Below are 26,842 nucleotides of genomic sequence, written 5' to 3'. Positions count from 1 at the left end.
GGCATCCCGGCTGGACAACAGACAGCCGGCATCCGCGGAAAAAGCCAGCGGCCGGCAAGGCCGGCCGGGCCCTTCAGGCACCGGCAAGGGCCTTGCCGGCAGAGGTGCGCAGCGCGGCGAAGGCCTGGATGATGCGCTCGATCTGTTCGGGCGTGTGTGCGGCACTGACACTGCAGCGCACCAGCGCCTGGCCGCCGGGGGTCGCCAGCGGAGGTACCAGGTTCACGTACACGCCCCGTTCGATGAGGTTCTCCCAGAAGGCCACGCCCTCCTCGGGCGAGCCCAGCAGCACGGGAACGATCGGACTCGGCTGCGGGCCGAGCCGGTATCCCAGAGCATCCAGCCCCCGGTACAGCCGCCGTGCATTGGACCAGAGCCGCTCGCGCAGCTCCGGCCGGCTGCGCATCGTCTGCAGGGCGGCACGCACCGAGGCGATGGCGGACGGCGACGGCGAGGCGGTGAAGATGTACGGGCGACTCGCATAACGCAGCAGATCCATGTCCTGATGATGGCTGGCCGCGAAGCCACCGATCGCCCCCAGGCTCTTGCTGAAGGTGCCCGTGACGATGTCCACCTCCGCCTCGACGCCCAGTTCCTCGGCCAGGCCACGACCATGGGCGCCCAGCACGCCGACCGAATGGGCCTCGTCGACCAGCAGATAGCCGCCCAGGCGCTGCTTGATCTCGACGATCTCGCGCAGGGGCGCCTGGTCGCCCAGCATGCTGTAGATGCCTTCCACCAGGATCAGGGCATTGCGCGCGCGCTCACCGAGCCGGCGCATGCGCCGCTCCAGGTCGGCCGCATCGTTGTGGCGAAAGCGGATGACCTGGGCGCCGCCCAGCTTGCAGGCATCGTAGATGCTGGCATGGCAGTCCGCATCGAGCAGCACGATGTCGTCCGGACCGGCCAGGGAGGCGATGACGCCGAGGTTCCCCATGTAGCCGGTGGAGAAGACGATCGCCGAACGGCGCGCGAAGAAATCGGCCAGCTCGGCCTCTAGGGCCATGTGGCTGCCATAGCTGCTTGGCCATGCGCGAACCGGTGGTCCCGGTTCCCTGCTGCTCCAGCGCCTGCTGCGCCGCCTGGATGCAGGCGGGCTCGAAGGTCAGCCCCAGGTAGTTGTTGGTGCCGGCCAGGATCACCCGGTGCTCGCCGATACGCCCTTCGGTGGGGGAAAGGATCTCGTCGATGCGCGTGCCGAACGGATTGAGGCGGCCCTGCACCAGATCGGCACGCGCCTGTGCCAGCTTCGCGAACCTATCGAACAAGGCCATCGGCATGCTCCGTCAGCGAGAAGACAGCCCGTGCCAGTTCGGCGGGAGTGTGCACGTCTGCCAATACGTTCAGGGGAATGGAGATATCGAACTCGTCCTCGAGCTCCATCAGCAGGTCCATGACCTTGACGGAGTCCAGGCCAAGTTCCTGTTTCAGGTCGATATCCGGGTGCAGCAGCGTTCCGGGCGGCGCCAAAGGCCTGAGATAGGCCAAAAGCCGCTCCAGTATTTGTTCCTGGGAAATCATGGTCGGTCCTCTATCGATTCTGGAGATGCTTCTTGCCTGACTAGAACCACCGCTCCCGCAAGGCGTTTCTCAGCACTATCCGTGGCTCCCAGCCCAGGGCGCTGCGAATGGGCTCATTGCTGCAGGACCAGTCGGGATGCGTCAACTCCCCCACCTTCGCCGGCGTCAGCATGGGCGCATGGCCGCTCAGCTGCGAAACGAGCAGATTGGCTCGGGCGAGCCCCTTCAGGAGCGGCGCCGGAACCGCGATCCGGCGCACCGGACCCTGACGAATCTCTGCGGCGATGGCGGCGATGCTGTTCCAATCATAACCGCCCGGCTGGCAATCATTCAGTTCGTAGGTGGCGGCAGGCGCCTGCGGCGAATCCACCCATTGTCGCACGGCGCGCGCCAGATCCTCGACGTGCAGAAAGCTGAGCCGTGCATCGCCCTGCCCCAGCGTGAACAGCCAGCCGCGCAGCAGCCAGTCGAACAGGGGACGCATTTCCCGGTCGCCCGGCCCGTACACCGCCGTGGGCCGGAACACCGTCACGGCGATGTCCCCGGCCGCCTGCCTGACCCGGCGCTCCGCCTCGAACTTCGAATGAGCGTACCAGGACAGCTCGGGATGACGTGCCGCCAGCGACGACATCAACAGGAAGCGCTCGCAGCAACCACCGTTCCGGGCGGCCTCGATCAGGCGCAGGCTGCCGTCGATATTGATCCGGTTGAAATGCTCGGGCGTGCCGCCGCGCACCGCGCCGGCGCAATGGATGAGCGTATCCGCCCCGGCGACCAGCCTGGCCAGGGCGTCTTCGTCCTCAAGGGTTCCGCGTATCCATTCGGTGCCGTCCTCGAAACCGTCTCGCTGACGGTTCAAGGCGCGCAGCGGCACGCCCGCCTGCATCAGCTGCCGGCGCAGGACACCGCCGATGAAGCCGGTCGCCCCCGTCAGGGCAACGATCCGTGCCATGAGCCGCTACCCGCAGACCATGGACAGCCCGGACGCAGACTGTGCCTGAACCAGGAAACGCTTGCGCGCTTCGGCCCGCGAGGGCTTGCCCGACGAGGTGCGTGGCAGGGAATGGGGCGGAACCAGCTCCACGAGAGCGATGAAGCCGAATTCGCTGCTGATCAGCCCGGCCAGGGCGCGCACCAGCTGCTCGCGCTTTTCCGGGTCGCTGACCCGGCACTGGACCTGCACCACGACCTGGGGATCGGGAACCGCGGGAACGAGGAAGGCGATCACGTCGCCCGGCCGCACCTCGGACTGGGACTCGACCAGATACTCGACGTCCTGCGGCCAGATGTTCCGGCCGCGCACGATCAGGAGATCCTTCTGCCGGCCGGTGATGAACAACTCGCCAGCGCTCAGATAGCCAAGATCGCCGGTATCCAGCCAGCCGCCGTCCAGAGCCGCCTGCGTGGATTCCTCGTCGCGGAAATACCCCGACATCACGCTCGGCCCCTGCAGCATCACCCGCCCGACTCGACGCTCCGGCAGGGAGCGTCCGGCCTCGTCACGGATTTCCAGGCGGTGCCCGGGAAGCACGGCACCACAGTTGACGAAGGTGCTGGCCTGGCTTTCCTCGCCGCCGAAGGGTACGGCCATCGACTGGTACTCCAGGGCATGGCGCTCGATGCGGTCCACCACAACCCCCGCGCCACGACGGCCGAAGCTGGCGCCCAGGGTGCACTCCGCCAGGCCATAGCAGGGCAGGAAGGCCGTCCGCGCGAAGCCCGCCGGGGCGAACTGCTCGGCGAAGCGCTCCAGCACCTCCGCGCGAATCGGCTCCGCGCCGGTACCGGCAATGCGCCAGCTGGAGAGGTCGAACTGGGCCGCCTCGCCCTCCCGAACGCGACGGGCGCACAGGTCATAGCCGAAGGGCGGCGCGAACGAGAGGGTGCCGCGGTTCTGGCTGATCAGGTTGAGCCATTGCCGGGGCCGCATGGCGAAATCCTGGGTACGCAGGTAGTCCACCGACAACTGCGAGGCCATCGGGCCCAGCACGAAGCCCACCAGCCCCATGTCGTGATAGAACGGCAGCCAGGAAACGCAGCGATCGTCGGGACGGACGCCCAGCCCCTCGCGGATCATGCCTTGCAGGTTGGCCATGGCCGCCTGTTGCGTCACCACCACGCCGCGCGGGAAGCGGGTGCTCCCCGAGGTGTACTGCAGATAGGCCACCTCGTCCGGCCGGGAAGGCTCCAGTTCCACCGGCGGAACCGCCCGCCCCTTCATCTCCTCGACCGAGCCGACGAAGATCGTGCGGAAAGACGCGGCCGCCTCCTGCGCGAACGGCAGCCAGGCGGCAGGCGCCAGGACGGCGGAGGGCTCGCAGCTCTTCAGCAGCGTGGCAAGTTTCTCGACATAGGCGGCATGACTGCCCAGCCCGGACGGAATGGGCAGCGGCACCGGAATGAATCCGGCATATTGGCAGCCATAGAAGGCCTCCATGAATCCCGGCTCAGTGTCGGCGATCAAGGCTACCCGGTCACCCCGGCGCAACCCGAGCCCATGCAGGCGCCTGGCCAGGGCCCGCGCCTCCCGCCTCACCTCGGCATAGGGAACCACAGCCGTCAGGCGGCAGCGCCCGTCATAGAAATTCAGGCCGGTATGCCCCAGCGCCGCGTAATCGAGGGCCTCTGCCAGTGTCGAGAAGTCTGCCAGGCGCGGAGCCAGGGCGTTTTGCGTAGGAGTTGCAGACATAGCGGGTTTGGCCATCATTCCAGTCCTGGCATTTTTCAGCGCAACAACCGTTCCCTGCAGCGGATCGCTCAGCGAGGCCGGCAGCATCTGGAATCATAAAAATCAACAAAGCGCGATTGAACACGATCAGACCAGAGTAGTCCATTCCGACCGCTCAAACCGTAGGCTAGACAAAAGATGACGGGGAGGTTACCCCTCCCGGCCCGGTTAGGGCGCTCTATATAACCCAACTTCGACTACACTTCCCTCCTTTTACCCAAAGCGCCCCCAAATAACCATTCCAGAGGACATGGAAAAAGCCATGCGCCGCCGAACCACGCCTTCGCAGCCGGTCGGCAAACGGCCAGGAATGGCCAGTCGAGCCAGAGGAGCCCCGGTTTGAATCAACCTCCCTTCAGAGGGCATGGACCGCTCGTTACCAGACCGGTGCTGGACAAGACCGATCTCGCTACCTTCATCGGCCTGCCGGGCAGGCTCCACCGCAACGACCCGCACTGGGTGGAACCCCTTCACGCCGAACGTCGCGACCAGCTTTCGCCGAAGAACCCCGTCTTCGCCCATCTCGAATGGCAGGCCTGGATCGCCTGGTCGGGAAGCGAACCCGTAGGACGCATCAGCGCGCAGGTGGACAGGCTGCATCGCCAGCTGCACGGCCCGGATACGGGCCATTTCGGCATGCTGGCGGCGGTCGACGATCCCGCCGTCTTCCAGGCCCTGATGGCGACCGCCGAGCACTGGCTGCTCGAGCGCGGCGCACGGCGGATAACCGGTCCGTTCAACCTGACCATCAATGAGGAAAGCGGCCTGCTGGTCGAGGGCTTCGACCGGCCGCCCGCCGTCATGATGGGTCACGGCCAGCCCTACTACGGCGCCCGGGTCGAAGCCCTGGGCTACCGCCCGGCCGCGGACCTGCTGGCCTACTGGATGCGCACGGACGAGCTGAACTTCCCGCCCCCGCTGCGACAGCTGATGGAGCGCTGGCGCGACCGCGTGCGCATCCGCCCGCTGGATCGACGGCGCTTCGCGGAGGAGATCCGGCTGCTGCGCGACATCTTCAACGACGCCTGGGCGGAGAATTGGGGCTTCGTCCCCTTCACCGAGGCGGAATTCGAGGCCGTGGGCAATCACCTCAAGCTGCTGGTGCCAGACGACCTGCTGTACATCGCCGAGGTCGACGGCGAACCCAGCGCCTTCATCGTCGCCCTCCCCAACCTCAACGAGGCGATCGCGCCCCTGCACGGGCGCCTGCTGCCTTTCGGCTGGCTCCGCCTGCTGTGGCGGCTGAAGGTCCGCGGCCTGCGCACCGCCCGCGTCCCGCTGATGGGCGTGCGCCGGGCGCATCAGCGCAGCCGTCTGGGCTCCGTGCTGGCCCTGTATCTGATCGAGGCGCTCAAGCCGCCCTTCGTCCGGCGCGGGCTCGAGGCGCTGGAGATGTCATGGATTCTGGAAAGCAACCGCGGCATGCGGAACATCCTCGAACATATCGGGGCGTATCCCTACAAAAGGTATCGGGTCTATGAAAAGCGAATCTGAGGCAGGACGCTGCGCCGCGCTGGTGCTGGCGGCCGACCGGCATGCGGACGACGCCGTGGCGACGGCGACCGGCGCCGCCTGCAAGGCCCTGGCGCCGGTCGGCGGCGTGCCGATGGTCCACCGGGTCATCCGGAGCCTGCGGACGAGCCGTCTGGTCGGCCGGATCAGCCTGGTCGGCCCGGCCCGCGACCTGCTGCGCCGGGATGCCGAACTCGAGCACAGCCTGGCCGACGGCAGCCTGGGCTGGCTGGAAAACGCCAGCTCGCCGAGCGCCAGCGCGGCGCGCGCCCTGGAAGGCGCCGCCCCCGGACAGCCAGTGCTGCTGACCACCGCCGATCATGCCCTGCTGAGCCCGGCCATCGTCGATCACTTTCTCGAGCAGGCGCTGGCCAGCGACTGCGACTTCGTCGTCGGCGTGGCCCGCCTGGACACCGTGCAGGCGCGCTATCCCGACACCCGGCGCACCGCCATCCGGCTGCGCGGCGGGCCGTATTGCGGCTGCAACCTGTTCGCCTTCACCAGCGGGCGGGGCCGCGAGCTGGCGACCTTCTGGCGCCGGGTCGAACAGGAGCGCAAGCGTCCCTGGCGGGTGATCGCCGGCGCGCTGGGCCCGGCGGCCACCCTTCGCTACCTGCTCGGCCGCCTGACCCTGGAACAGGCCCTGGCGCAGCTGTCGCGCAAGCTCGGCGTGAAGATAGGCGCCGTCGTGCTGCCCTTCGCCGAAGCCGCCATCGACGTCGATTCCAGGGCGGATCTTGACCTGGTCGAACGGATTCTGGCGCAGCGGAGCACGGAAAAGTGCGTTCAGCCCTGAGCCACGGCCATCGGTATGTTCCAGTGGCAGGCCTTGGCCCTGACCGCCTCCAGATCCGCCGGGAAGTCCAGCTCTCCCCAGCTCAGCCCCTCGATGGACTGCACGAACACCTGGCCCGTGTCCTGCGCCAGCTGGTCGATGATGCTGAGATACCAGCGTTGCAGCGCCTCCGGGCGGCGCATCTGCTCGTCGAGGATCTGGCGGAACAGCGCCGCGCCCTGCGGCTGGAAATACATCATGCCGATGGACTCGCCATCGATGTGGGCCAGCGGCAACGTCTTGCCGACCCGCGTCAGCCGCTCGCCGTCCAGGCAGACCTTCATGTCGTCGCTGTCATAGCCGGCCTTCCGGTCGATGGCGAGAGTGATGGGCCGCGGCGGCGCCTCCAGCAGGCGCTCCAGGACCGCCAGTTCGAACAGGGTGTCGCCGTTCAGGAGGAGGAACTCGTCCTGCATGGCCTGCCGGGCCATCCAGCAGCTGGCCAGGTTGTCCGCCACCTCGAAGAAGGGGTTGTACAGCGTCGTGATGCTGCCTGCCCCATAGCGGTCGTGCAGCACGCGCTCGACCTGCTCCGCACCGTATCCCACGACCACCGTGACATGTCCGATGCCGGCGGCCAGCAGCGCATCGATCTGCCACTCGATGACGCTGCGCCCGGCGATATCGAGCAGGCACTTGGGGCTGTTTTCGGTGAAGGGAAGGAGGCGACGTCCCTGGCCGGCGCTCAGAATAACGGCCCGACGGAGCTCATTCCGCTTGAAAAGATTCATGCCATCTCCAGTCATTGTGCTAAAACCCGGCCCACTCCGTTCGGACAACAAGGTTATCCCCCTCGAATAGACCAAGGCATTCAGGATAGCCTATCTTGCATGACCGGACGCATGGCACGACCGGCAAGGAGAAGGTTCGAGTACTCATGCTGCTGATCGAGCGCTACGTCATTACCGAGACACGCCGGCCGCTGTTGGTCATGTTGGGGATTCTGGTCTTCATCTTCGCGGCCTATTCCGCCGAGCGCTATCTGGCAGAAGCCGCCAATGGCACCCTGGCTCTCAGGGTGGTTTTCGACATCGTCGTATACAAGGTTTTGATCGCCCTGGAAGTGCTGATTCCGGTGGCCCTGTATGTATCGGTGGTCCTCAGTCTGGGCCGCCTGTATCACGACTCGGAAATAACCGCCGTAGCCGCCGCGGGCATGAGTCCGCTGCGGATCTACAAGGCGGTGGCCATCCTGGCGCTCCCGATCGCCGTGGCCGTGGCCGCACTGTCGCTGTATGGGCGACCCTGGGCCTATGCCAATGCCTACCGGCTCGAGCAGGAGTCGAAGAGCGAGCTGGACGTCCACCACCTGCTGGCGGAGCGCTTCAACGTCAATGCGGAAAACGGCCGGATGATCCTGGCGGAACGCATCGATCACCAGAGCGGCCGGCTGCAGGACGTCCTGATCTTCGATGGCGGCGAGCGGAAAACCCGCCTGTACCGCTCCCAGGAAGCCTGGATCGCCAACCCCGACCCCTACGATCCGGCCATCGAGATGACGCATGGCACGGCCTATTCGCTGCAGCACAGCGGTATCCAGGACAAGCGGATCCTGTTCAAGCGGATGAGCATCCACCTCAACCCCCTCGAAACGACCGAGGAATTCCGCAGGAAGGCCGCCCCCTGGCAGGAGCTCGCAGCCTCTCCGGCGCTTCCCGAGCGAGCGGAGCTGCAATGGCGCGAATCCCGCGGCGTCAGCACCTTCATCCTGGCCCTGCTGGCCATTCCGCTCAGCCGGACCGCTCCCCGGCGGGGCCGCTTCGCCACTCTGCTGCCGGTGACGGCCGTCTATGCGGTGATCTTCTATGCAGGCACCATCTGCAAGAGCATGGTGGCGAACGGCTCGCTGCCCGCGACGCCCGGACTCTGGCTGGTGCCCCTGGCCATGGGACTCGTGCTGATGGGCCTGATCGTCCGCGAGCGGGCCATCGTCCGGGTGAAGACCGCATGAAGATTCTCGACCTGTACATCCTGCGCAACGTCTTCCTCGGCTTCATCGCCGCGGCAGCCCTGCTGCTGCCGCTGTTCAGCACCCTGGACCTGGTCGGCGAACTCGACGACATCAACGACGAGGGCTATCGGCTGGCCCAGGCGCTCCAGGTCGTGCTGATGATCATGCCGCGCCGCGCCGTGGAGCTGGGCCCCTTCATCGCCCTGCTGGGAGGAATCGCGGCCCTCGGCCAGCTCGCCCTGTCGCAAGAACTCAGCATCATGCGGGCGGCGGGCATCTCCGCCACCCGGATCGGCCTCACCACCCTGCTCGCCGGCGCGCTGCTGGCCGGCGCGCTGGGCGCGCTCGACGAGCTCCTGGCCTCGCCCCTGCAGCAGAAGGCCGTGCAGATGCGCGCACACGCCAAGCCGGACAACGACAAGGACAAGGGCATCTGGGCGCGCAAGGACGGGCAGGTCGTCCGCATCGGCAGTCTGGGTACCGGGCGCGTGCCCAACCACCTGGAAATCTTCCAGTTCGACGAACGGAACCAGTTGCAGGAATACATCCTCGCCGAGCGCGCCGAGATCCAGCCCGGCGGAATCTGGCAGCTGTACAACGTCCAGCAGAAACGCTGGGACGGCGACTCGGAAAGCGTCCAGCAGCTCGAGCAGCTACCCTGGCGCGCCATTCTGCCCGACACCCCCCTGGACGAGGTTACCCTTCCGCCCGAGAGCCTTTCGGCCCGGCAACTGCGCGGCTACGTGCACTTCCTGCAAAATACCGGTCAGCCGGCGATCCAGTTCGAGATCGCCCTGTGGCAGAAGCTCGGCGTGCCAATCCTGACCCTGGCGATGATCCTGTTCGCGGTCCCCTTCAGCTTCGAGCCGGTGCGTTCGAGCGGGCTCGGCAGCAGGCTGGCGCTCGGCGCGGTCATGGGGCTGCTGGTCTATATCAGCAACGAGATCCTGGTCAGCCTGGGCCAGTTGTTCAAGCTGAACGCCCTGCTGGTCGGGGTGATGCCGGCACTGGTCCTGCTCGGCATGGCCCTGGCCCTGGTGCGCCGGTTCGATCGGAGCAGGCCCTGACGGCGGACGCCGTTCAGGCTCCGGACATGCTTTCATGAAGTCGACACATCGCGATTATCCGCTCAAGGCAAAAACATGACGATATGCGTCCATCTGGTGGGCAGCTGCAACGTACCCCTGTGGGGATTGAGCTCCCGGGAAAGGCTCGAGCGAATGCTCCGCAAGAACCCCAAGGCCCGCCTGTGCGGGCCGGACGAGCCCCTGCCGCAGACCGGCAGCGTGCTGCTCCTGCGCGAGGACTACCTGTACGACCCCCGGGTGCTGCGCGGGCTTCTGGACGCGGAGGACGTCGCCCTGCAGGACCCGCGTGACGGGACCATCGTCGCGGCCCACCTGGCGGTCGAGGAGCTGGCGGGAACGCTCCGGCTCGAAGGCCCGGCGATCGAGAGGCTGCGCCAGGTTCGCCCGGATACGGTGGCCTCGGGCCTGCAGGCGCAGTTGCGCAAGTTCGACCCGCCGTGGGTCATCCGCATCACCGAGAGCGAGCGCCAGCACCTGGAAAAGTCCCTGTTCAACGGCGCCTACAAGGGCGTCACCGACTTCGTCACGCGCTGCGTCTGGCCGGTGCCGGCGCGCTGGGTCACCGGCTGGTGCGTGCGGATGGGGCTGAGCCCCAACCATGTCACCACCGCGAGCTATGTCCTGGCGATCCTCGCCGGCTACTGGTTCTGGCAGGGACAGTACGGCCTGGGCCTGATCGCCGGCTGGATCATGACCTTCCTCGACACGGTGGACGGCAAGCTGGCGCGCGTCACGGTCACCTCGACCCGCTTCGGCAACATCTTCGACCATGCGCTGGACCTGGTGCATCCGCCGATCTGGTACATCGCCTGGGGGATGGGGCTGGGGGCGGCCTGGGGCTTCGACATGCCCCTGGACGCGGTGCTCTGGGCCATCTTCATCGGCTACGTCGCCGGCCGCCTGTGCGAAGGCGCCTTCAAGTTCGCCGCGCCCTTCTCCCTGTTCCTCTGGCGGCCCTTCGACTCCCTCAATCGCCTGGTGACCGCCCGCCGCAACCCCAACCTGCTGCTCCTGACCCTGGCCTGGGGGCTGGGCGCCGACGACGTCGGCCTGCTGCTGGTCGCGCTCTGGACGGTGCTGTCCACCCTGGTGCTCGGCGCACGGGTGGTCTGGGCGCTGCTCCTGCGCCGGCGCGGCGCGGATCTGCAGCCCTGGCTGAGCCAGATCGACCTGCGCGCCGAGGGCCATCGCCCGATCGTCCGCCTGTTCGCGCCCCGCTCCGGACTGAGCGATGCCTGAGGTCCGGACGCCGCCGGCGCGCGTCGGCATCCTGCTGAACCCCGGCAGCGGGCGCGTCCGCCGGCAGTTGCCGGCGCTGCGCCGGATCGCCGCCGCGCTGCCCGACGCCCTGCTGCAGGAGGTCTCCGGTCCCCGGGAGATCGAGCAGGCGCTGCGGCTCTGGCAGGCCGGGCCGCAGGACCTGCTGGTGGTCCTCGGCGGCGACGGCACCCTGCAGGCCACCCTGACCGCCCTCCTCCGGGAGCCGGCCGCCGGCCTGCCCGGGCTGCTGGTGGTGCCGGGGGGAACCACCAACATGAGCGCGGCCGACCTGGGCGCACGCCGGAAACCCGAGGCCGCGCTGCGCGCCCTGTGCGCCTGGCTGCAGGGCCCCGGACCGGCGCCGAGGCTGGTGGAGCGGGCGGTGCTGCGGGTCGACGGCGAGACGGACCGGGGACCGCAGTTCGGCATGTTCTTCGGGGCCGGCGCCATCCTCGGCGGCGTGCGCTACTTCCACCGGCACATCCGGCCGACCGGCGTGCGCGGGGCGCTCGGACCCGCGCTGGCCTTCGGCCGCATGCTGCTCTCGCTGCTGCGCAACCGGCCGCATCCGCTGCTGCCGGCGATGCCGGCCCGGCTGAGCACGGAAGGAGCCGACTGGCAGAACGACTGGCTGCTGGTGCTGGCCTCGACCCTGGACCGGCTGCTGGTCGGCTGCCGCCCCTACTGGGGCGCGGAACCGGCCCCCGTGCATTTCACCGCCGTCGCGCATCGCCCGCGCCGTCTGCTCCGGGTGCTGCCCGCCCTGCTGTGCGGGCGCGGTGCGGCCGTCGCCCGCGAGCACGACGGCTACCTCAGCCGCAATCTCGAGGCGCTGCAGCTGAGCGGCCCCGCGGACTTCCTGCTCGATGGCGAACTGTTCCAGGCCCGCGAGCCCATTCGCCTGTCCAGCACGCCCCCGCTGCGCTTTTTGACCTTTTGAGGCAGCCGATGCCGATACCCGACGCTTACCCCCTGCCGGCACCGCCAGCGGCCCTGCTCGCCGAAGTCGCCAGCCAATGCGCCCAGCCCGTCGCCGGGGAGTTGCAGCAGCTTTGCGACGAGGTACGTGCCCGCTTCGGCGATGCCCTGGTGGCGCTGCTGTTCTACGGCTCCTGCCTGCGCAGTGGCGACCCGGGCGAAGGTCTGGTCGATCTCTATGCGATCGTCGACGACTATTCCCGCGCCCATCCCAGCCGCCTGCTGCAACTGGCGAATGCCTGGCTGCCGCCCAACGTCCTGCTGCTGCGGACGCACACGGCGGATGGCCGGCTGCTGCAGGCGAAATGCGCGGTGCTGTCGTTGCAGGATCTCGAACGAGGCACCGCCTGCTGGTTCCAGAGCTATCTGTGGGGACGCTTCGCCCAGCCGTCGCGACTGGTCCATTGCCGGGACGCGCAGGTCGAACGGCGGGTGCAGGCGGCGCTGGCGCGGGCCGTCCTGAGCCTGCTGGAGCAGGCCCTGCCCTGCCAGCCGGAGCAGTTCGACAGCGAAAGCCTCTGGCAGCAGGCGCTGGCGCTGAGCTATGGCTGCGAGCTGCGCCCGGAGGCCGCCGACCGTCCGGTCCAACTGGTGCGGCACGACCGCGAGCATTACCGGCGCCTGACCCTGGCCGCCGCCCCGGCGCTGGCCGGCCTGGAAGCCATTGCCGGCGAGACCGACCGCTATCGCAACCGCCTGCCTGCCGCTGCCTGCCGGCAGGGCCGCCGGCGCTGGCGACTGCGGCGCCTGCAGGGACGGCTGTTGAACGTGGTCCGTCTGGTGAAGGCCTCCTTCACCTTCGAGCAGGGCGTCGACTACGTCGTCTGGAAACTGCAGCGGCATCTGGGCGAGCCCATCGAGATCAGCCCGCGCCTGCGCCGCCATCCGCTGATCTTCGGCTGGCCGCTGCTCTGGCGGCTGCTGCGGGAGCGGCGCCTGCGCTAACTGCCGCATACTTGCTCCAACGCTTCACCTATCGCCGGCTCGGCTTAATTCATCCTGGAAGGGAGGTACTACGTGGGACAGGTCAAAGAAGAGATCGCCGTGGAGCCCAAACGCAAACGAAAGCATCGTCCCAGCGTGGCCATCGGCTTCTGGATCATCAAGCGCCTGGAGAATGTGATCAGGCGCTATTCGATCCTGGGCAACCCGCCGTTCTTCGATACCCGGCAGTTCCCCTGGGTCCCCGCGCTGGAGGCCAACTGGGAGACCATCCGCCAGGAACTCGAGCAGGTTCTGCAACATCGCGAACGCCTCCCGAACTTCCAGGACATCTCCAGGGACCAGCGCAGCCTCACCCAGGACGACCGCTGGAAGACCTTCTTTCTCTACGGCTACGGCTACAAGATGGAGGGCAACTGCGAGCGCTGCCCGGAGACGACCAGGCTGGTCGAGTCGATCCCGGGGATGTTCACCGCCTTCTTCTCGATCCTCGAACCCGGCAAGACCATTCGCGAGCACCGCGGCCCCTATAACGGCCTGCTGCGGGCGCACCTGGGCCTGCTCGTGCCGGAACCCCGGGAAAACTGCCGGATCCGGGTGGGCGACCAGATCCGCTCCTGGGAGCCCGGCAAGTGCATGATCTTCGACGACACCTACCGGCATCAGGTGTGGAACGAGACCGACGGCACCCGCGTCGTGCTGTTCCTGGACGTGCAGCGGCCGCTGGCCTGGCCGGGCAGGCTGCTCAACAAGGTGGTGCTCCGGCTCATTCGCTGGTCGCCCTTCATCCAGGATGCGCGGCGCAACCATCGCGCCTGGGAGCAGGGGCTGGAGCGCTAGAACGCCTTGCCGGATTGCCCCCTCCTCCCCGCCGGGGAGAAGGGGAAAACCGCAGGGCTCAGTCGTCCAGCCGCTTGTGCGCCTGCTCCCAGGCCGACAGATTGCGTCGCGCCTCCTGGACGAAGGGGCTGCGGCGCACCGCGCCGAGAAACAGGTCGCCAAGCAGTCGTCCGGGCAGGCGCAAGGGGCGCTTGAACTGGATCAGCAGCACCACGCGGGTCTCTTCCGTGTCGTTCCAGACTTCGTGGGGATAGGTGTCGTCGAAGACCAGGCACTCGCCTTCCCGCCAGCTGGCGGTCTGCTCGGCGACCTGGATGCGGCAGCGCTCGGCGGGCGTCGGCGTCACCAGCGCGAGATGGCAGGTCAGGATGCGCTTGGTCACCCCGGTATGCCGCGGGATATGGGCGCCGGGACCCAGGATCGAGAAGAAGGCGCTGTTGAGCCCGGGCACGGCCGAGAGAATCCGCGCCGTCTCCGGGCACTGCTGGCAGCCGCTGTCGATCCGGTAGCCGTAGCCCCAGAGAAAGTACGACTGCCAGGCATTGCAGGTAGCGATGCGCCGGTGGTCCGGGGAAATATCGCGCAGGGCCGGGATCGGCGTGCGCTGCTCGAGCAACTGGTCGAGCTCGGCGCGGATGACCGGCCAGGCGGCCTCCAGCTCCGCGACCCAGGGGAACAGCTGCTTGTCGAAGAACGGTGGATCCCCCACCAGGGAATTGCGCGCCAGAAAGCGGTTGATCAGCGGCCGCAGTTTCTTGCCGGTCCGGTACAAGGCACTGCGCTTGACCTTGTCTTTCACTACCTCGGCTGAAGCCATTTCACTCATGCAGATGTCCTGATTGCAGGCTGTGGGCGGTCGGGCAGCGGCGGCGCCCGGGCAGAAACCGCCTCGGGCGCCTGCCGCTCAAGAAATGGGGCGCTCCGCTTGCATGACCTCGCGGATCGCCTGGAGGGCGCGCTCGCGGGAGGCGGCAAGCAGCGCCGGAGAAAGTCCCGGCGGATGATCCAGCCCTTCCGGCAGGGGCGCCACCCCCAGGGCCTGGTGCACCTGCTCGACGCAGCGCTCGCGCTTGATCCAGCCCGCCGCGACCAGTTCGTCGTAGAGGCGCCCGAGCCGGTTCTGCTGCCTCGGCACGCCGCGGCTGCCGGCGACCCGTTCGATGACGCCCAGCCGCCGTTCGAGTTCATGGTGCAGCCGCGCCTTGCGGTGCCGCTGCACCGGCAGGGGGAACACCGCCACCGGCCGGCCGCTCATGCAGGCCTCGGTCAGCATCGAGACGCTTTCGCCGGTCACGACGAAGGCATCGGCCAGCGCCAGCAGCGCCCGGTAGGGATTGTCGCCCTGGCTGCCGAAGCGGTAGCTCCACAGCGGCGCATCGATGGCCGCCAGCAGGGCGTCGGTCGCGCCTGCCGACGTGCGCGGACTGCTCGACACCAGCAGCGAGCCGCCGCGGGCCCTGGCCGCGGCGCCGGCCTCCCGGCCCAGCGCCGCGGCGGTCTGTGCGTCGAGCCGGTAGGGGATGCTGTCGCCGCCCACCAGCAGCGCGATCCACGGCCGCGGCAGATGGGCGAAACGCTGCCGCCAGGCTTCCAGCGTCGCCTCGTCGAGGGGATGCTCGCCGATGAAGGGGGCCGGCAGGTCGACGACGTTCTGGCGCAGCGGCAGGCCGTATTGCGGGGTCGTCACCACCCGGTCGAAGTCGGCCAGCGGCGCGCGCGGCCGGCCCAGCACCACCAGGCGTGCATGGCCCTGCGACTGGCGCCGTATCCGGCGGGCCACGACGGCCGTGTGCCGGCCCGCGCTGAGCACCAGGTCCGGCCAGGCGTCGGTAGCGCCTGCGCTTGCCAGGCTCTCCGGGCGCTTGATTTCGTAGGGCCAGCCGAGGGCCTCGGCGATGTCCGTCAGCTGCGCATTGTCGCCGGCACGCCCGCCCTGCAGCACCCAGACCCTCGGCAGATCCTGCCCGCCCCTGGTCCGCTGCGCGAAGTCCGCCCGGAAGCGGTGGGTGCGTCCCTGGCGATCCTGGCAGTCGAGCTGCCAGCAGCGGTCCGGATAACGCTGCGCCACCCGGCGCAGCAGCGTCCGCCAGCCGTCCAGGCTGCCGATCATCGACTCCTCGGCGCCCAGCTCCGCCCTGACGAAGACCCACTGGCGGCCGAGCCGGAACAGCCGGTCCACCAGCCAGGGCAGATCCTCCACCGGCAGCCGTTCGAGGCCGTTCGCGGCGATCGCCTCCTGCGCCGGCAGGGCGTCGCGGCCGAGCGCCTCCAGCGGCCAGCGCACCTGGGACGGATCGCCGGCATCGGCATCGCCCCAGGCGCCGACCAGCGCCAACTGCGCGACGCCGGCCGCCTGCGCCTGGCGACGGAAGTTCGCCGATGACTCCGCCGGCATCCGCGCCGCCTGCTCGCAGCCCGTAGCGAAACCGGGGCTGGGATGCGCCGCCGTGTAGATTTCATAGCCTTCCCGCTCGGCCGCCTGCTCGAGGCTGAGAAAGTGCTCGGCAAGCGGATGGATCTGGTACGAGTACTGCTCGGGCGTGGGCCGCCAGGGCTGCAGGTGCAGGGCCGTGTAGTGCAGCAGCTTGGTCTCGCCCGGCCGGAACTCGAAGTCCCGGGCATGCCAGCAGGGATCGAGCGCGCCCCAGCGCCCCGGCTCGGCGGCCGCCTCGGCGCACAGGGCCTTCTTGGGTTCGCGGCAGGCCTTGGCGAAGGTCCAGCAGCGGGCCATCCGCTCGCAGTCGATCAGCATCACCGCCGTGTCCTCGGGCAGCAGCGCCAGGTAGCCATGCTCGCCCATGGGCTGGTCGAACAGCTCCGCGGGATCGGCGGTGAAGATCTGGTCGACGTCGTTGTAGATCGCCCGGCCCTGGCGTCCGGCGAGGTCCGGGATGGCGAAGCGGTAATTGGTGAAGCCGGTGCGCCAGCCCTGCCGGTCGAACCCCGGCAGGCCGGTCATGCGGTAGACCTCGTAGCGCCGCAGCGGATTGCGCACCCGCTCGAGGGAATAGAAGAAGATGCGCTCGGCGCGGTGCTGCGCCGGCTGGGTGCCGAGGAAGATCCGCACCGCCGGCGCTTCTGGCGCGCCGGGCCGGGCCTCCAGCACGACGGGAACGATGCTCGGCACCGCCAGCGACTCGTCGGTGCCATCGCGCGCGGCGGCGGAGCCCGGCCGGGAGTCGACCGGTTGCGTGCGGGAGGCTGGCGACTGCTGGTGGAAAGTCAGGAGTTTCCGCACTGCCGCGTTGATTTTCAGTGCAAAGAAGGTCATGCGTCCTCTCATCCCTTGCGAGTACGGCGGCAGAGCCTTGGCCTGGCTGACCCCGCTGAATATATAGTTCGCCCATTGCGCGCACAGGCGGCAATGGTCCGGGCGCCCCTCGCGGAGCACGGCCATCTTCCCGGCAGGTGCGCGCGTATTTCCTCCGCACTCAGGCGGCTCCCGGCACCATGACGCGCATCTTACACATTTCCGATACCCATTTCGGCACAGAGCAGCAACCCGTGGTAGAGGCCCTGGAGTCGCATGTGCGCGAACAGGGCGCCGACCTGCTGGTGTTGTCGGGAGACATCACCCAGCGTGCGCGTCGCGCCCAGTTCGATGCGGCCCAGGCCTTCGTCCGGCGCCTGGAAGGCTATGGCATCCCGCAGAGCCTGGTGATTCCCGGCAACCACGACCTGCCGCTGCACAACCTGCTGGCGCGCTTCCTGTCTCCCTACCGCAACTACCGGCGCTATTTCGGCGCGGAGCTGGAGCCGGCCTTCGAGAACGACGAGCTGCTGGTCATCGGCCTGAACACCACCCATCCGAGGCGGCGCAAGGACGGCCGGGTGACCGACGCCCAGGTGCGCGCGGTCTGCACGCAGCTGCGCCGCTGCGACCCGGCGAAGCTGCGCATCGTGGTGGCCCATCAGCCGTTCGGCTCGATAGTGCCCTCGGACCTGCGCAACCTGCAGCATGGCGCGCAGGCGGCGCTGACGCGCTGGGCCGAGGCGGGTCTGGACATTGTGATGGGCGGGCACATCCACCTGCCCTATGTGCTGCCGCTGACTGGCCAGTATCCCGAGCTGGCGCGGGAGATCTGGACGGTGCAGGCCGGCACCGCGCTGTCCTCGCGGCTACGCGGCCGCCTGCCGAACTCGTTCAACCGGCTGCACCTGGGCAAGGCGCAGGACAAACAGGCATGGGTCGAGCGCTGGGACTACCACCCGCCGGCCGGCCGCTTCGTGCTCGGCGGGCATTTCGACCTGCACTGGCCGCCCCGCTGAGCGAGGGCTGCCCGGCCCCCTCAGCGCGGCGTCGCCAGCATGTCCTCGATGGACGCGATCAGCCGCCGCTCCCGTTGCTCGCCGAGGGCCGGCGCGTCGCTGGCCCGATGGGAGGGAGGCCGCTCCTGCGCCAGCGTCTGCAGACGCTTTTCGAGGGCGACGGGGTCGAGGCCATCCCGCCCCAGCAGACGACGCCTGGAGAACGGCTTCTTGGTCGAATAGCCCACCAGCAGCGGCAGCAGCCGCCCGGCGCCGTCCAGGCCGGCATCGCTGCCTGCCAGGCGCTGCAGCAGCTGGCATGCCGCCTGCGCCAGCCGCGGCGACGGCGAGGTGCGCTTGCCGTTGAGCTCGTGCAGGAACACGCCCAGGTGCAGCGCCGCCGAGACGGCGGGATCGGCGTCCATGCACATCTGCCCGCAGTCGATCACCCGCAGCGGTGCCCGGGGATCGGGCGACACCATGACATTGCCGGGATGCAGGTCGAGATGGCAGATGCCGGCCTCGCGCAGCGCCGCCAGCACGTCCATCAACTGCCAGAGCAGCGCCCGGCGGCGCGCGGCATCGTCTTCGTGCTGCAGCCAGACGTCGCTGAACCCCTGCCAGCCGGCCAGATACTCCTGCAGCAGCACCTGCCGCACCGGCAGACCGCAGCGGAAGTACTCGCCGAAGGCGAAGGTCCGGACCCCGTGCGCGGTGCGCTCGCTCAACGCCAGGTTGTGCGCCAGCTCGGCGGTGCCGTGGCTCATGCCCACCAGCGGGCTGCTGCAGCCCAGCAGCGCGCCGAGACGCTTGCGCGGGATCAGGCTCATCTGCTTGACGAAATAGCCGGGCGAGTCCGGCTGCTCCGGCGGCACCAGCCGGTAGATGCGCCGCGACTTGTCCTTCTCTGCCCGCTCGCGGAGCAGCGTGACCCCCGCCGGATCGCCGTCCTGCAGGTAGCGATCGATCAACCGGGCCGGTAGCTGCGCGCCTTCGTCAGCCAGCCACCAGCGCCACCCCGAGCCGGAAAACGCCAGCGGACCGGCGAACCGGGCGGTGAGAAAGTGCGGCCTTGGCCAGCCTGCACCGAAGCGCTCTGCATGCAACCTCATTCACTTCACTCCGATGCCATGAATGCGGTCGAAGGATATGTCGCCAAAGGCCACTTCGTCGCCCCGTTGCGTTAATCTGGCGAGGTTTGCGCTGCAGCCCGCGGCTTCGGCGCCGGCCCATTCGCCCGGGAAACCTCGCCATGTCTCGAATACCACGTGTGACCGTCTTCATTCCGGTACACAACCGTCAGCGCTACATCGCCACCGCCGTCGACAGCATCCTGGCGCAGACCTTCGAGGACTTCGAGCTGCTGGTCGTCGACGATGGCTCGACCGACGCCACCCTCGAGGTGCTGTCGCACTACCGGGACCCGCGCCTGCGCGTGGAATGCAACCCGCGCAACCTGGGCCTGCCGGGGACCCGCAACCGGGGCCTGGAGCTGGCCCGCGGCGAATACATCGCGCTGCTCGACAGCGACGACAAGGCCTGGCCGAACCGCCTCGCCCGCCAGGTCGAGGTACTCGACCGGCATCCCGAGCTGGTGCAGATCGGCAGCGCCTGCGATTTCATGGACGCCGAGGGCCGGCGCCTCGACCGGGTCCGCCGCCGCCCGCTGGCCCCCGACGAGGTGGATGCCAGCCTGGCGTTCTACTGCGCGCTGACCAACCGCACGATCATGGGACGCACCGCCATCCTGCGCGAATACCGCTACAGCGAGGACTTCCCGAGCTGCGAGGACTACGAATTGCACCAGCGTCTGGCGCGGACCTGGCGCATGGCCAATCTCGCCGATGTGCTGGTCTGCGGGCGCGAACACCCCGGCCGCTTCACCCGGAACAACCAGGCGCTGGGCCTCGACCGCAAGCGCGAGATCTGCCGGCGGGCGCTGCTCGAACTCGGCATCGAGCCGAGCGAGGACGACCTCGACCGCCACTACGCCCTGTCGCGCCCGCAGAAACTCGGCGCCGACCTGAACCGGGACTATCTCGACTGGACCGAACAGTGGCTGGCCCGGCTCGATGCCGCCAACCGGCGCACGCAGCGCTATGTGCCCGAAGCGCTCCTGCGCGTGATGACCGAGCGCTGGGTACAGCTGTCCCTGCAGGCGCGCCGCCAGCTCGGGCCGGTCGCCTATCTGCGCCTGCTGCGTTCGCCGCTGGCCCGGCGCCTGCCGGCGGCGTTCCTGCGCTTCCTGCGCACACCCCGTCCGCTGGCGACCTGACCCGGCACGAACTCACCCCCTACGAACCAGCAATGAGGAGCGTGACATGCGCTATCTGGATTTCGGGGCCCTGGAACGCATGGACGCCAGGGCGTTCCAGGAACAGCACCCCTACCCCTGGGCCAATCCGGCCGGCCTGCTGACCCCTGAAGGCTATGCGGCGCTGCGCGAAAGCCTGCCCCCCATGGAGCAGTTCACCGAGGTATACGGCAAGGTGCGCCGTTATGGCCAGCAGTCCCATGACCGCCTGGCACTGGAATATTCGCCGGAGCTGGCGCTCTCACCACACTGGCAGGCGTTCATGAACGAGCTGACCGGTCCGCACTACCGGCGCTTCATGGCCCGCATGCTCGGCACGCGCGCCTTCCGGCTGCGCTTTCACTGGCACTACACGCCGGCCGGCTGCTCGGTCTCGCCGCACTGCGATGCCCGCGACAAGCTGGGATCGCATATCTTCTACTTCAATACGGAAGACGACTGGCAAGCCGAGTGGGGCGGGCAGACCTTGGTGCTCGACGATAACGGCCGCTTCGACAGCAAGAGCGCGCCGGCCTTCGAGGACTTCGACCGCACCATCGAATCCCGGGCGCTCGGCAACTACAGCTTCCTGTTCTGCCGACGCGGCAACTCCTGGCACGGCGTGCGCGAACTCAGCTGCCCGCCGGGCCATTACCGCAAGGTCTTCATCGTGGTCATCGACGAACGCCGGCCGCTCAGGCAGCTCTCCCGGCGGATCAAGGAGTTGTTCAAGCGTGCCGCCTGAAGCGACCGCCAACCGAACTCAGACGCTGGTCGCCTGCCCCGCCCCGAAGATCCGGTAGCAGGCCTTGCCGGCGTGCTTGGCCTCGTACATGGCGAGGTCGGCCTCGCGGACCAGGCTGTTGGCGTCGCTGGACGCGCCGGCGAAGGCCACGCCGATGCTCGCGGAAACGGCGACCGCCAGCTGTCCGGCACTCAGGGCGACGGGCCGGCTCACCTGCTCGATCAGCCGCTGCAGAATGCTGTCCAGCGCCGGCTGATCGTTCGCCCCCGGCAGCACCACCACGAACTCGTCCCCGCCGAGCCGGGCGACGGTGTCGGAGGGCCGCAGCACGGCCTGCATACGCTGCGCGACTTCCTTCAGGAGCAGATCGCCGGCCTGGTGGCCGAAGTGGTCGTTGACCGCCTTGAAGCCGTCCAGGTCGAGCACGCAGACCGCCAGCCGGCCGCCCTCGCGATGCTGCAGGCCGAGCGCCATGTTGATGCGGTCGAACAGCAGCAGACGGTTGGGCAGGCCGGTCAGGGCATCGTAGTAGGCCAGGCCGTCGAGCTCCTTCTGCCGGCTCAGCAGCTCGCCGTTGAGCCGTTCCAGGGCGATGGCGCCGCGATGGGAACGGTCGAGCAGGAGCAGCAGGACGAGGGTCAGCGCCAGCAGCGAGAACATCAGCAGCAGGGGCAGGATGCTGACCGGAAAACCGCCGAAGTCCTGCGGTGCGACGAACTCGATGAGCCACTGCCGCCCGGGGATGCTCAGCCGGTGCTGGACCACGCCATCCCCGGGCTCCTGCGGGACGGCGCCGCGCGGATGGATGGCGACCGGCTGCCCGTCAACCAGGTCGTAGAGGCGCACTTCCACCCTCTGCGGCCCGAACGACAGACTCTTGAGCAGCACGCTGGGCCGCAGCATCAGGACCAGATGGCCCTCGAGGGCCTGCCAGCGCTGCTCGGCGCCCGCCACCGGCATGCCCTTGCGGTATACCGGCTGATAGATGGCGACCGCCGGCGGCCCGTTCGGGTCCTGCAGCAACGGAAAGACCGGCGTGGTCCGCTGCACGCCCAGGCGGGCCGCAGTGCGCGCCACCTCCCGGTTATAGGGACGCGCCAGGACGTCGAGCCCGAGCACCTGGCGATTCATCTCGAACGGCTCGGCGTAGCGGATCGGCAGATACTCTTCGCGGGTGGGGGCCGACACGGGAAACCGGGCATCGGCGGCTACGTCGAAGATGCCGAGGCGCCGTTCCTGGAACGGCAGCAGAACGCGCTCGAACTCGCCGCGCTCGCCGTGCAGGACCCGCGGCGCCCAGTGCACGGCCAGGATTTCCGGATAGCTCGGCAGCACTTCGCGGGCGAAGCTCGCGAACTCCGCAGGCTCGACTGTCTCGGCCGAGATGAAGAGGCCGCGGAAGGCCAGCAGGACCTGGGGGGAATGATCGAGCAGATTCTGGACATTGTTGAACTGGACATGCGCCAGGCGCTGGAACTCCCCAGCCTGCACGCGCCGCTCCAGCGCGGAGCTGTACAGGTAGGCGACCACCGAGATCAGCGCCCCAAGCCCGCCCACCGCCAGCAACCTGGCCCAGTACCCGCGCCGCGCGCGCCAATCCACCCCCACCATTCACGCCTTCGCCTGGAGTCGCCGCCATAGAGGCTACGAATTATATGAGCGAACGCACATTTTCACCCTTGGCCGATCGCATGATGGGCCAGGGTGTTCGGTAGCCGCACGAAGCCTGCCGGGACGGGCCGGGCGGCAGTGGGGAGTGGCGCAAAGGGTCTTTCGCAGAGAGCAGCTTCCCGGGGTGAGCGCCGGCGGCTCGGTGCTGCCGGCCGACGCCGCCTCAGACGACCGGTTCTACCTCGTGGCCGCAGGACAGGCAGTGGCTCAGCCATTCGCCGAGGAACAGGTTGAGCTGGCTCTTCTCGTCCGGCTGGTGCATCGCCGCGTTGGGGTAGACATAGCGGCTGCGCAGGCGCCGGGCCTGTTCCGCACAGACCACCTCGGCCATGCGCGCGTCGTGGTAGACCCGCACCTCCATCCGCGGTGCCGGCAGCCAGGGCAGGCTGTGCTCCTGGCAGACCTTCAGGGTGGTGGTGTAGGGACAGTCCTCGAGCACCTCCAGGGCCAGCACGCCGAGCAGCCGCTCGCCCTGGCTCACCCCCACCCTGCGCGCCGCCGCGGGCGTGCTGCGCATCTCCGGCAGCAGGCGCATCAGCCGCGCATAGTTGGCCTCGCAGGTCGCCTGCAGGTCGACCAGGTCGACCCGGTAACGCTCGCGCATCAGACTTACGCCCACAGTCCTCGTACCTCGACACGGTTCAGCGCCAGCCACTGCAGGGCAATGATGCTGGCGGCATTGTTGATCTTGCCGTCCCTGACCGCCTGCAGCGCGTCCTCGAAAGACAGCACGTGCACGCGGATGTCCTCCCCCTCCTCGGGCAATCCATAAACGCCGCCGGCCCCCAGGCTGTCGCAGCGCCCGACATAAAGGTAGACCTTCTCGTTGCTGCCGCCGGGCGACGGGTAGTAGACGGTCACCGGCCACAGCGCCTCGAGCTTGAGGCCCGCCTCCTCGAGGGCCTCGCGGTGGGCGACCTCCTCGGGCTCCTCGTCCTTGTCGATCAGCCCGGCGACCATCTCGAGCATCCAGGGATTCTCCGACTTGTCCATCGCCCCGACGCGGAACTGCTCGTTCAGCACCACGCAGTCGCGCACGGGATCGTAGGGCAGCACGCAGACCGCATCGTGGCGCACGAACAGCTCGCGGCTGAGCACCGGGCCCATCTCGCCGGAAAACTGGCGATGGCGCAGGTGCACGCGCTCGAGTCGGTAGAAACCGCTGAAACAGGGCTCGCGCCGCACGATTTCCACGGCATCCGCATCCGGCTTGAAGAATTCGCTCATCCTGCACACTCACTTGTCTAGTGAACCGAAGTCGGCTGCCATCCTAACCTGCCCTATCGAGCGGCGCAGCCCCTTTGCAGACGGCCGAGGACCTGCGACCCTAGCCAGTCCGCCAGCGCGCCGATCCGGGCGCCTGGCGAGGTATTCCTCAACGACGCCGAAAGCCCAGATGAACGCTGTGACCCCCATGAAATCGCTCGCCCTCGCCGCTCTCGCCCTGCTCCTGGGAGCCTGCCAGAGCCTCTCTCCCTCGAACCCGCCGGCCGTCTACAAGCGCACGGCCTGGGAACATTTGCAAGCCGGATGCCAAGGGCGCGAGTGCCCGCTGGTGAACATCGACACCGTGCATTTCGCCGACGAGCCGGCGCTGAACCGGCTGATCGACCAGGGCCTGCTGGAGCTGACCCGCGAAGCCGAAGGCATGCCGCTGCCGGCCTCGCTGGAGAGCCACGAGCGGGACTTTCTGGCCGGCGCCAAACCGGGCTGGAGCAGCTACCTGCAAGCCAAGGTGCTCGAGCAGAACAATGGGCGCATTCTCGTCGAGCTGTCGAGCTACCGCTTCACCGGCGGCGCCCACGGCATGCCGCGGCGCGCCTTCATCGACTTCGATCGCCGCCGGCAGAAGGCCCTGGAGCTGCGCGACCTGCTGCTGCCTGGTCAGGAGGAGGCCTTCTGGGCGAAGGCCGGACAGGCCCACCAGCGCTGGCTGGCGGCCCAGGGCGTCGGCGAGGATGCGGAGTTCATCGCCACCTGGCCGTTCCAGCAGACCCGCCACATCGCCCTGGCGAAGGTCGGCGTGCTGCTGATGTACGACACCTACCGCATCGCCCCCTACGCCATGGGCCATCCGCTGCTGGTGGTGCCCTACCCGCAGCTCAACGGCATCCTCAAGCCGGAGTTCTTCCCGCGCAGCAGGAAGTAGGAGCCAGGGGGACACGCCCCGATGAGGTAGGCATGAGGCGGTAGGGTGGATGGCCGAAGCCATCCACCCTACCGCCTGCAGGGCCAGCAAGCGGGCTACCCCTGCGAACCGCGTGCCCGACCCCGGGAAGAGCCGGGCGGCGCTTCACACCTGCTTGTAGATCACCGAGCCTTCTTCCTTGAAGCGCTCGGCCTGCTCCCGGAAACCGGCCTCGACGGCCTGGCTTTCCTCGGACAGCCCGTGCTCGGCGGCATAGTCGCGCACTTCCTGGGTGATCTTCATCGAGCAGAACTTCGGCCCGCACATCGAGCAGAAGTGCGCCACCTTGGCCGAGTCCTTGGGCAGGGTCTCGTCGTGGAAGCTGCGCGCGGTGTCCGGGTCGAGGCCGAGGTTGAACTGGTCCTCCCAGCGGAACTCGAAGCGCGCCTTGGACAGTGCATTGTCGCGAATCTGTGCACCGGGATGGCCCTTGGCGAGGTCGGCGGCGTGGGCGGCGATCTTGTAGGTGATGATGCCGGTCTTCACGTCGTCCTTGTTCGGCAGGCCGAGGTGCTCCTTGGGCGTCACGTAGCAGAGCATGGCGCAGCCGAACCAGCCGATCATCGCCGCGCCGATGCCGGAGGTGATGTGGTCGTAGCCCGGCGCGATGTCGGTGGTCAGCGGGCCGAGGGTGTAGAACGGCGCCTCGTCGCAGCATTCGAGCTGCTTGTCCATGTTCTCCTTGATCATGTGCATCGGCACGTGGCCGGGGCCTTCGATCATGGTCTGCACGTCGTGCTTCCAGGCGATCTTGGTCAGCTCGCCGAGGGTTTCCAGCTCGCCGAACTGCGCGGCGTCGTTGGCATCCGCGATCGAGCCCGGACGCAGGCCGTCGCCCAGCGAGAAGGCGACGTCGTAGGCCTTCATGATCTCGCAGATTTCCTCGAAGTGGGTGTAGAGGAAATTCTCTTGGTGATGCGCCAGGCACCACTTGGCCATGATCGAGCCGCCGCGGGAAACGATGCCGGTGACCCGCTTGGCGGTCAGCGGCACGTAGCGCAGCAGCACGCCGGCGTGGATGGTGAAGTAGTCCACGCCCTGCTCGGCCTGCTCGATCAGCGTGTCGCGGAACAGCTCCCAGGTCAGGTCCTCGGCGATGCCGCCGACCTTCTCCAGCGCCTGGTAGATCGGCACGGTGCCGATCGGCACCGGGGAGTTGCGGATGATCCACTCGCGGGTCTCGTGGATGTGCTTGCCGGTGGACAGGTCCATGACCGTGTCAGAGCCCCAGCGGATGCCCCAGGTCAGCTTGGCCACTTCTTCCTCGATGGAGGAACCCAGCGCCGAGTTGCCGATGTTGCCGTTGATCTTCACCAGGAAGTTGCGGCCGATGATCATCGGCTCCAGCTCGGTGTGGTTGATGTTCGCCGGGATGATCGCGCGGCCGCGGGCGATTTCCTCGCGGACGAACTCGGGGGTGATTTCCTTGGGGATGTTCGCCCCGAAGCTCTGCCCCGGATGCTGCGCAGTGAGCAGGCCGGCGGCGCGCGCTTCGGCGAGCTTCATGTTCTCGCGGATGGCGACGTATTCCATCTCCGGAGTGATGATGCCTTTCTTCGCGTAGTGCATCTGGCTGACGTTGGCGCCTGCCTTGGCACGGCGCGGGTGGCGCACGTGGGCGAAGCGCATGGCGGTCAGCTCCGGATCGGCCAGGCGCTCCTGGCCGAAGCGCGAGCTGAGCCCGGCGAGCAGTTCGGTGTCGCCGCGGTCGGCGATCCAGGCCGAACGCACGTCCGCCAGGCCCTGGCGCACGTCGATCTGCACGTCGGGGTCGGTGTAGGGGCCGGAGGTGTCGTAGACCAGCACCGGGGCGTTGATCTCGCCGCCGAAGGCGGTGGGGGTCACGTCCAGGCTGATCTCGCGCATCGGCACGCGGATGTCCGGGCGCGAGCCGGGGACGTAGATCTTCCGCGAACGCGGGAAGGGCTGTACGGACTGCTGGTCGACCTGGGCTGACTCGCTCAGGTTCTTCTGTTGTTCTGTCACGCTCATCAAGGCACTCCACTTCGTCCGGGGCATGGATTGTCGGAGTCGATCGGGGC

24 protein-coding genes are annotated in these 26,842 nt (G+C 68.3%); 12 read left to right on the top strand and 12 right to left on the bottom strand.

The genetic code is table 11. The features are described from left to right. Positions 1–73: 73 nt before the first annotated feature. The 4 genes from ACG10_RS03795 to ACG10_RS03780 form a co-directional block, all read right to left on the bottom strand. Positions 74–1,006 carry an aminotransferase class I/II-fold pyridoxal phosphate-dependent enzyme gene (locus tag ACG10_RS03795; protein ID WP_232487186.1) on the bottom strand — a complete coding sequence of 311 codons (933 nt, stop codon included), beginning with the start codon at positions 1,004–1,006 and terminating at the stop codon, positions 74–76. Positions 1,007–1,257: 251 nt separating this feature from the next. Then, positions 1,258–1,521, bottom strand: a complete 264-nt coding sequence (locus ACG10_RS03790) for an acyl carrier protein (RefSeq protein WP_089167195.1) — start codon at positions 1,519–1,521, stop codon at positions 1,258–1,260. 40 nt (positions 1,522–1,561) lie between these two features. Then, positions 1,562–2,473: an NAD-dependent epimerase/dehydratase family protein gene (locus tag ACG10_RS03785; RefSeq protein ID WP_089167194.1), complete on the bottom strand. Its 912-nt coding sequence runs from the start codon at positions 2,471–2,473 to the stop codon at positions 1,562–1,564. Between the two features lie 6 nt (positions 2,474–2,479). After that, a complete protein-coding gene (locus tag ACG10_RS03780; protein WP_089169786.1) occupies positions 2,480–4,225 on the bottom strand; it encodes a fatty acyl-AMP ligase in 1,746 nt (581 codons plus the stop codon). Positions 4,226–4,588: 363 nt separating this feature from the next. Between ACG10_RS03780 and ACG10_RS03775 the strand changes: the two genes are divergently transcribed. Next, positions 4,589–5,743, top strand: a complete 1,155-nt coding sequence (locus ACG10_RS03775) for a GNAT family N-acetyltransferase (RefSeq protein WP_232487185.1) — start codon at positions 4,589–4,591, stop codon at positions 5,741–5,743. Further along, positions 5,727–6,557 (top strand): nucleotidyltransferase family protein, encoded by an 831-nt coding sequence (locus ACG10_RS03770; RefSeq protein WP_089167192.1) that lies wholly within the window; start codon positions 5,727–5,729, stop codon positions 6,555–6,557. The genes ACG10_RS03775 and ACG10_RS03770 overlap by 17 nt, the downstream gene beginning before the upstream one ends. Here ACG10_RS03770 and ACG10_RS03765 read toward each other — a convergent pair. Then, positions 6,548–7,327, bottom strand: coding sequence for a phosphocholine cytidylyltransferase family protein (locus tag ACG10_RS03765; RefSeq protein WP_232487184.1), 780 nt, complete (start codon positions 7,325–7,327; stop codon positions 6,548–6,550). The genes ACG10_RS03770 and ACG10_RS03765 overlap by 10 nt on opposite strands. Before the next feature lie 146 nt (positions 7,328–7,473). Here ACG10_RS03765 and lptF point away from each other — a divergent pair, with 146 nt between their 5' ends. The 6 genes from lptF (at position 7,474) to ACG10_RS03735 (ending at position 13,655) form a co-directional block, all read left to right on the top strand. Next, on the top strand, positions 7,474–8,547 hold the full coding sequence (gene lptF / locus ACG10_RS03760) for an LPS export ABC transporter permease LptF (RefSeq protein ID WP_089167191.1): 1,074 nt from the start codon (positions 7,474–7,476) through the stop codon (positions 8,545–8,547). Beyond that, positions 8,544–9,614 (top strand): LPS export ABC transporter permease LptG, encoded by a 1,071-nt coding sequence (lptG, locus tag ACG10_RS03755; protein WP_089167190.1) that lies wholly within the window; start codon positions 8,544–8,546, stop codon positions 9,612–9,614. The genes lptF and lptG overlap by 4 nt, the downstream gene beginning before the upstream one ends. A 153-nt stretch (positions 9,615–9,767) precedes the next feature. Then, the gene (locus tag ACG10_RS03750) at positions 9,768–10,874 is read left to right on the top strand and encodes a CDP-alcohol phosphatidyltransferase family protein (RefSeq protein WP_232487183.1); all 1,107 of its coding nucleotides are present in this window, start codon (positions 9,768–9,770) and stop codon (positions 10,872–10,874) included. Continuing rightward, positions 10,867–11,835, top strand: a complete 969-nt coding sequence (locus tag ACG10_RS03745) for a diacylglycerol/lipid kinase family protein (protein ID WP_089167188.1) — start codon at positions 10,867–10,869, stop codon at positions 11,833–11,835. The genes ACG10_RS03750 and ACG10_RS03745 overlap by 8 nt, the downstream gene beginning before the upstream one ends. Before the next feature lie 8 nt (positions 11,836–11,843). Beyond that, positions 11,844–12,818 carry a hypothetical protein gene (locus tag ACG10_RS03740; protein ID WP_089167187.1) on the top strand — a complete coding sequence of 325 codons (975 nt, stop codon included), beginning with the start codon at positions 11,844–11,846 and terminating at the stop codon, positions 12,816–12,818. Positions 12,819–12,890: 72 nt separating this feature from the next. Further along, complete coding sequence (locus ACG10_RS03735; protein ID WP_089167186.1) at positions 12,891–13,655, top strand: aspartyl/asparaginyl beta-hydroxylase domain-containing protein; 765 nt, start codon at positions 12,891–12,893, stop codon at positions 13,653–13,655. Positions 13,656–13,713: 58 nt separating this feature from the next. On the opposite strand, the gene ACG10_RS03730 is transcribed toward ACG10_RS03735, so the two are convergent. Continuing rightward, complete coding sequence (locus ACG10_RS03730) at positions 13,714–14,481, bottom strand: aspartyl/asparaginyl beta-hydroxylase domain-containing protein (RefSeq protein WP_089167185.1); 768 nt, start codon at positions 14,479–14,481, stop codon at positions 13,714–13,716. Between the two features lie 78 nt (positions 14,482–14,559). Further along, a complete protein-coding gene (locus ACG10_RS03725; RefSeq protein ID WP_089167184.1) occupies positions 14,560–16,926 on the bottom strand; it encodes an ELM1/GtrOC1 family putative glycosyltransferase in 2,367 nt (788 codons plus the stop codon). 179 nt (positions 16,927–17,105) lie between these two features. Here ACG10_RS03725 and ACG10_RS03720 point away from each other — a divergent pair, with 179 nt between their 5' ends. Beyond that, positions 17,106–17,924, top strand: a complete 819-nt coding sequence (locus ACG10_RS03720; protein ID WP_089167183.1) for a metallophosphoesterase family protein — start codon at positions 17,106–17,108, stop codon at positions 17,922–17,924. A gap of 20 nt (positions 17,925–17,944) precedes the next feature. Here the strand turns inward: ACG10_RS03720 and ACG10_RS03715 are convergent, their stop codons facing one another. Then, entirely contained in the window at positions 17,945–19,015 is a 1,071-nt protein-coding gene (locus ACG10_RS03715) for a phosphotransferase (RefSeq protein ID WP_089167182.1), read from the bottom strand. Between the two features lie 140 nt (positions 19,016–19,155). Here ACG10_RS03715 and ACG10_RS03710 point away from each other — a divergent pair, with 140 nt between their 5' ends. Both ACG10_RS03710 and ACG10_RS03705 read left to right on the top strand, forming a co-directional pair. Beyond that, positions 19,156–20,178, top strand: a complete 1,023-nt coding sequence (locus ACG10_RS03710; protein ID WP_089167181.1) for a glycosyltransferase family 2 protein — start codon at positions 19,156–19,158, stop codon at positions 20,176–20,178. 46 nt (positions 20,179–20,224) lie between these two features. Then, positions 20,225–20,941: a hypothetical protein gene (locus ACG10_RS03705; protein WP_089167180.1), complete on the top strand. Its 717-nt coding sequence runs from the start codon at positions 20,225–20,227 to the stop codon at positions 20,939–20,941. An 18-nt stretch (positions 20,942–20,959) separates the two neighbouring features. Here the strand turns inward: ACG10_RS03705 and ACG10_RS03700 are convergent, their stop codons facing one another. From ACG10_RS03700 to ACG10_RS03690, 3 genes are all read right to left on the bottom strand, one after another. Then, positions 20,960–22,552 (bottom strand): diguanylate cyclase domain-containing protein, encoded by a 1,593-nt coding sequence (locus ACG10_RS03700; protein WP_232487182.1) that lies wholly within the window; start codon positions 22,550–22,552, stop codon positions 20,960–20,962. A gap of 223 nt (positions 22,553–22,775) precedes the next feature. Beyond that, positions 22,776–23,231 (bottom strand): DUF1249 domain-containing protein, encoded by a 456-nt coding sequence (locus ACG10_RS03695; protein ID WP_089167178.1) that lies wholly within the window; start codon positions 23,229–23,231, stop codon positions 22,776–22,778. Continuing rightward, positions 23,222–23,839: an NUDIX domain-containing protein gene (locus tag ACG10_RS03690; protein WP_089167177.1), complete on the bottom strand. Its 618-nt coding sequence runs from the start codon at positions 23,837–23,839 to the stop codon at positions 23,222–23,224. Before ACG10_RS03690 ends, ACG10_RS03695 begins: the two co-directional genes overlap by 10 nt. 178 nt (positions 23,840–24,017) lie before the next feature. Here ACG10_RS03690 and ACG10_RS03685 point away from each other — a divergent pair, with 178 nt between their 5' ends. Beyond that, entirely contained in the window at positions 24,018–24,761 is a 744-nt protein-coding gene (locus ACG10_RS03685; protein ID WP_232487249.1) for a DUF3298 and DUF4163 domain-containing protein, read from the top strand. Between the two features lie 144 nt (positions 24,762–24,905). Here the strand turns inward: ACG10_RS03685 and thiC are convergent, their stop codons facing one another. Further along, the gene (gene thiC / locus ACG10_RS03680) at positions 24,906–26,792 is read right to left on the bottom strand and encodes a phosphomethylpyrimidine synthase ThiC (RefSeq protein ID WP_089167175.1); all 1,887 of its coding nucleotides are present in this window, start codon (positions 26,790–26,792) and stop codon (positions 24,906–24,908) included. Positions 26,793–26,842: the final 50 nt, after the last annotated feature.

The organism is Azotobacter chroococcum (assembly GCF_002220155.1).
In the GTDB taxonomy this organism is placed as follows: domain Bacteria; phylum Pseudomonadota; class Gammaproteobacteria; order Pseudomonadales; family Pseudomonadaceae; genus Azotobacter; species Azotobacter chroococcum.
Note: the sequence above shows the minus strand (reverse complement) of the source record. Positions and strands in the feature narration are given on the sequence as shown.

Excerpts from the sequence above, each read along its gene's own strand:
- lptG (WP_089167190.1), top strand. The coding sequence starts at position 8,544 with ATGAAGATTCTCGACCTGTACATCCTGCGCAACGTCTTCCTCGGCTTC.
- ACG10_RS03780 (WP_089169786.1), bottom strand. The coding sequence starts at position 4,225 with ATGGCCAAACCCGCTATGTCTGCAACTCCTACGCAAAACGCCCTGGCT.
- ACG10_RS03785 (WP_089167194.1), bottom strand. The coding sequence starts at position 2,473 with ATGGCACGGATCGTTGCCCTGACGGGGGCGACCGGCTTCATCGGCGGT.
- ACG10_RS03750 (WP_232487183.1), top strand. The coding sequence starts at position 9,768 with ATGCTCCGCAAGAACCCCAAGGCCCGCCTGTGCGGGCCGGACGAGCCC.
- thiC (WP_089167175.1), bottom strand. The coding sequence starts at position 26,792 with ATGAGCGTGACAGAACAACAGAAGAACCTGAGCGAGTCAGCCCAGGTC.
- ACG10_RS03765 (WP_232487184.1), bottom strand. The coding sequence starts at position 7,327 with ATGAATCTTTTCAAGCGGAATGAGCTCCGTCGGGCCGTTATTCTGAGC.
- ACG10_RS03710 (WP_089167181.1), top strand. The coding sequence starts at position 19,156 with ATGTCTCGAATACCACGTGTGACCGTCTTCATTCCGGTACACAACCGT.
- ACG10_RS03715 (WP_089167182.1), bottom strand. The coding sequence starts at position 19,015 with ATGAGGTTGCATGCAGAGCGCTTCGGTGCAGGCTGGCCAAGGCCGCAC.
- ACG10_RS03705 (WP_089167180.1), top strand. The coding sequence starts at position 20,225 with ATGCGCTATCTGGATTTCGGGGCCCTGGAACGCATGGACGCCAGGGCG.
- lptF (WP_089167191.1), top strand. The coding sequence starts at position 7,474 with ATGCTGCTGATCGAGCGCTACGTCATTACCGAGACACGCCGGCCGCTG.
- ACG10_RS03770 (WP_089167192.1), top strand. The coding sequence starts at position 5,727 with ATGAAAAGCGAATCTGAGGCAGGACGCTGCGCCGCGCTGGTGCTGGCG.
- ACG10_RS03790 (WP_089167195.1), bottom strand. The coding sequence starts at position 1,521 with ATGATTTCCCAGGAACAAATACTGGAGCGGCTTTTGGCCTATCTCAGG.
- ACG10_RS03720 (WP_089167183.1), top strand. The coding sequence starts at position 17,106 with ATGACGCGCATCTTACACATTTCCGATACCCATTTCGGCACAGAGCAG.
- ACG10_RS03725 (WP_089167184.1), bottom strand. The coding sequence starts at position 16,926 with ATGACCTTCTTTGCACTGAAAATCAACGCGGCAGTGCGGAAACTCCTG.
- ACG10_RS03700 (WP_232487182.1), bottom strand. The coding sequence starts at position 22,552 with ATGGTGGGGGTGGATTGGCGCGCGCGGCGCGGGTACTGGGCCAGGTTG.
- ACG10_RS03690 (WP_089167177.1), bottom strand. The coding sequence starts at position 23,839 with ATGAGCGAATTCTTCAAGCCGGATGCGGATGCCGTGGAAATCGTGCGG.
- ACG10_RS03795 (WP_232487186.1), bottom strand. The coding sequence starts at position 1,006 with ATGGCCCTAGAGGCCGAGCTGGCCGATTTCTTCGCGCGCCGTTCGGCG.
- ACG10_RS03730 (WP_089167185.1), bottom strand. The coding sequence starts at position 14,481 with ATGAGTGAAATGGCTTCAGCCGAGGTAGTGAAAGACAAGGTCAAGCGC.
- ACG10_RS03740 (WP_089167187.1), top strand. The coding sequence starts at position 11,844 with ATGCCGATACCCGACGCTTACCCCCTGCCGGCACCGCCAGCGGCCCTG.
- ACG10_RS03745 (WP_089167188.1), top strand. The coding sequence starts at position 10,867 with ATGCCTGAGGTCCGGACGCCGCCGGCGCGCGTCGGCATCCTGCTGAAC.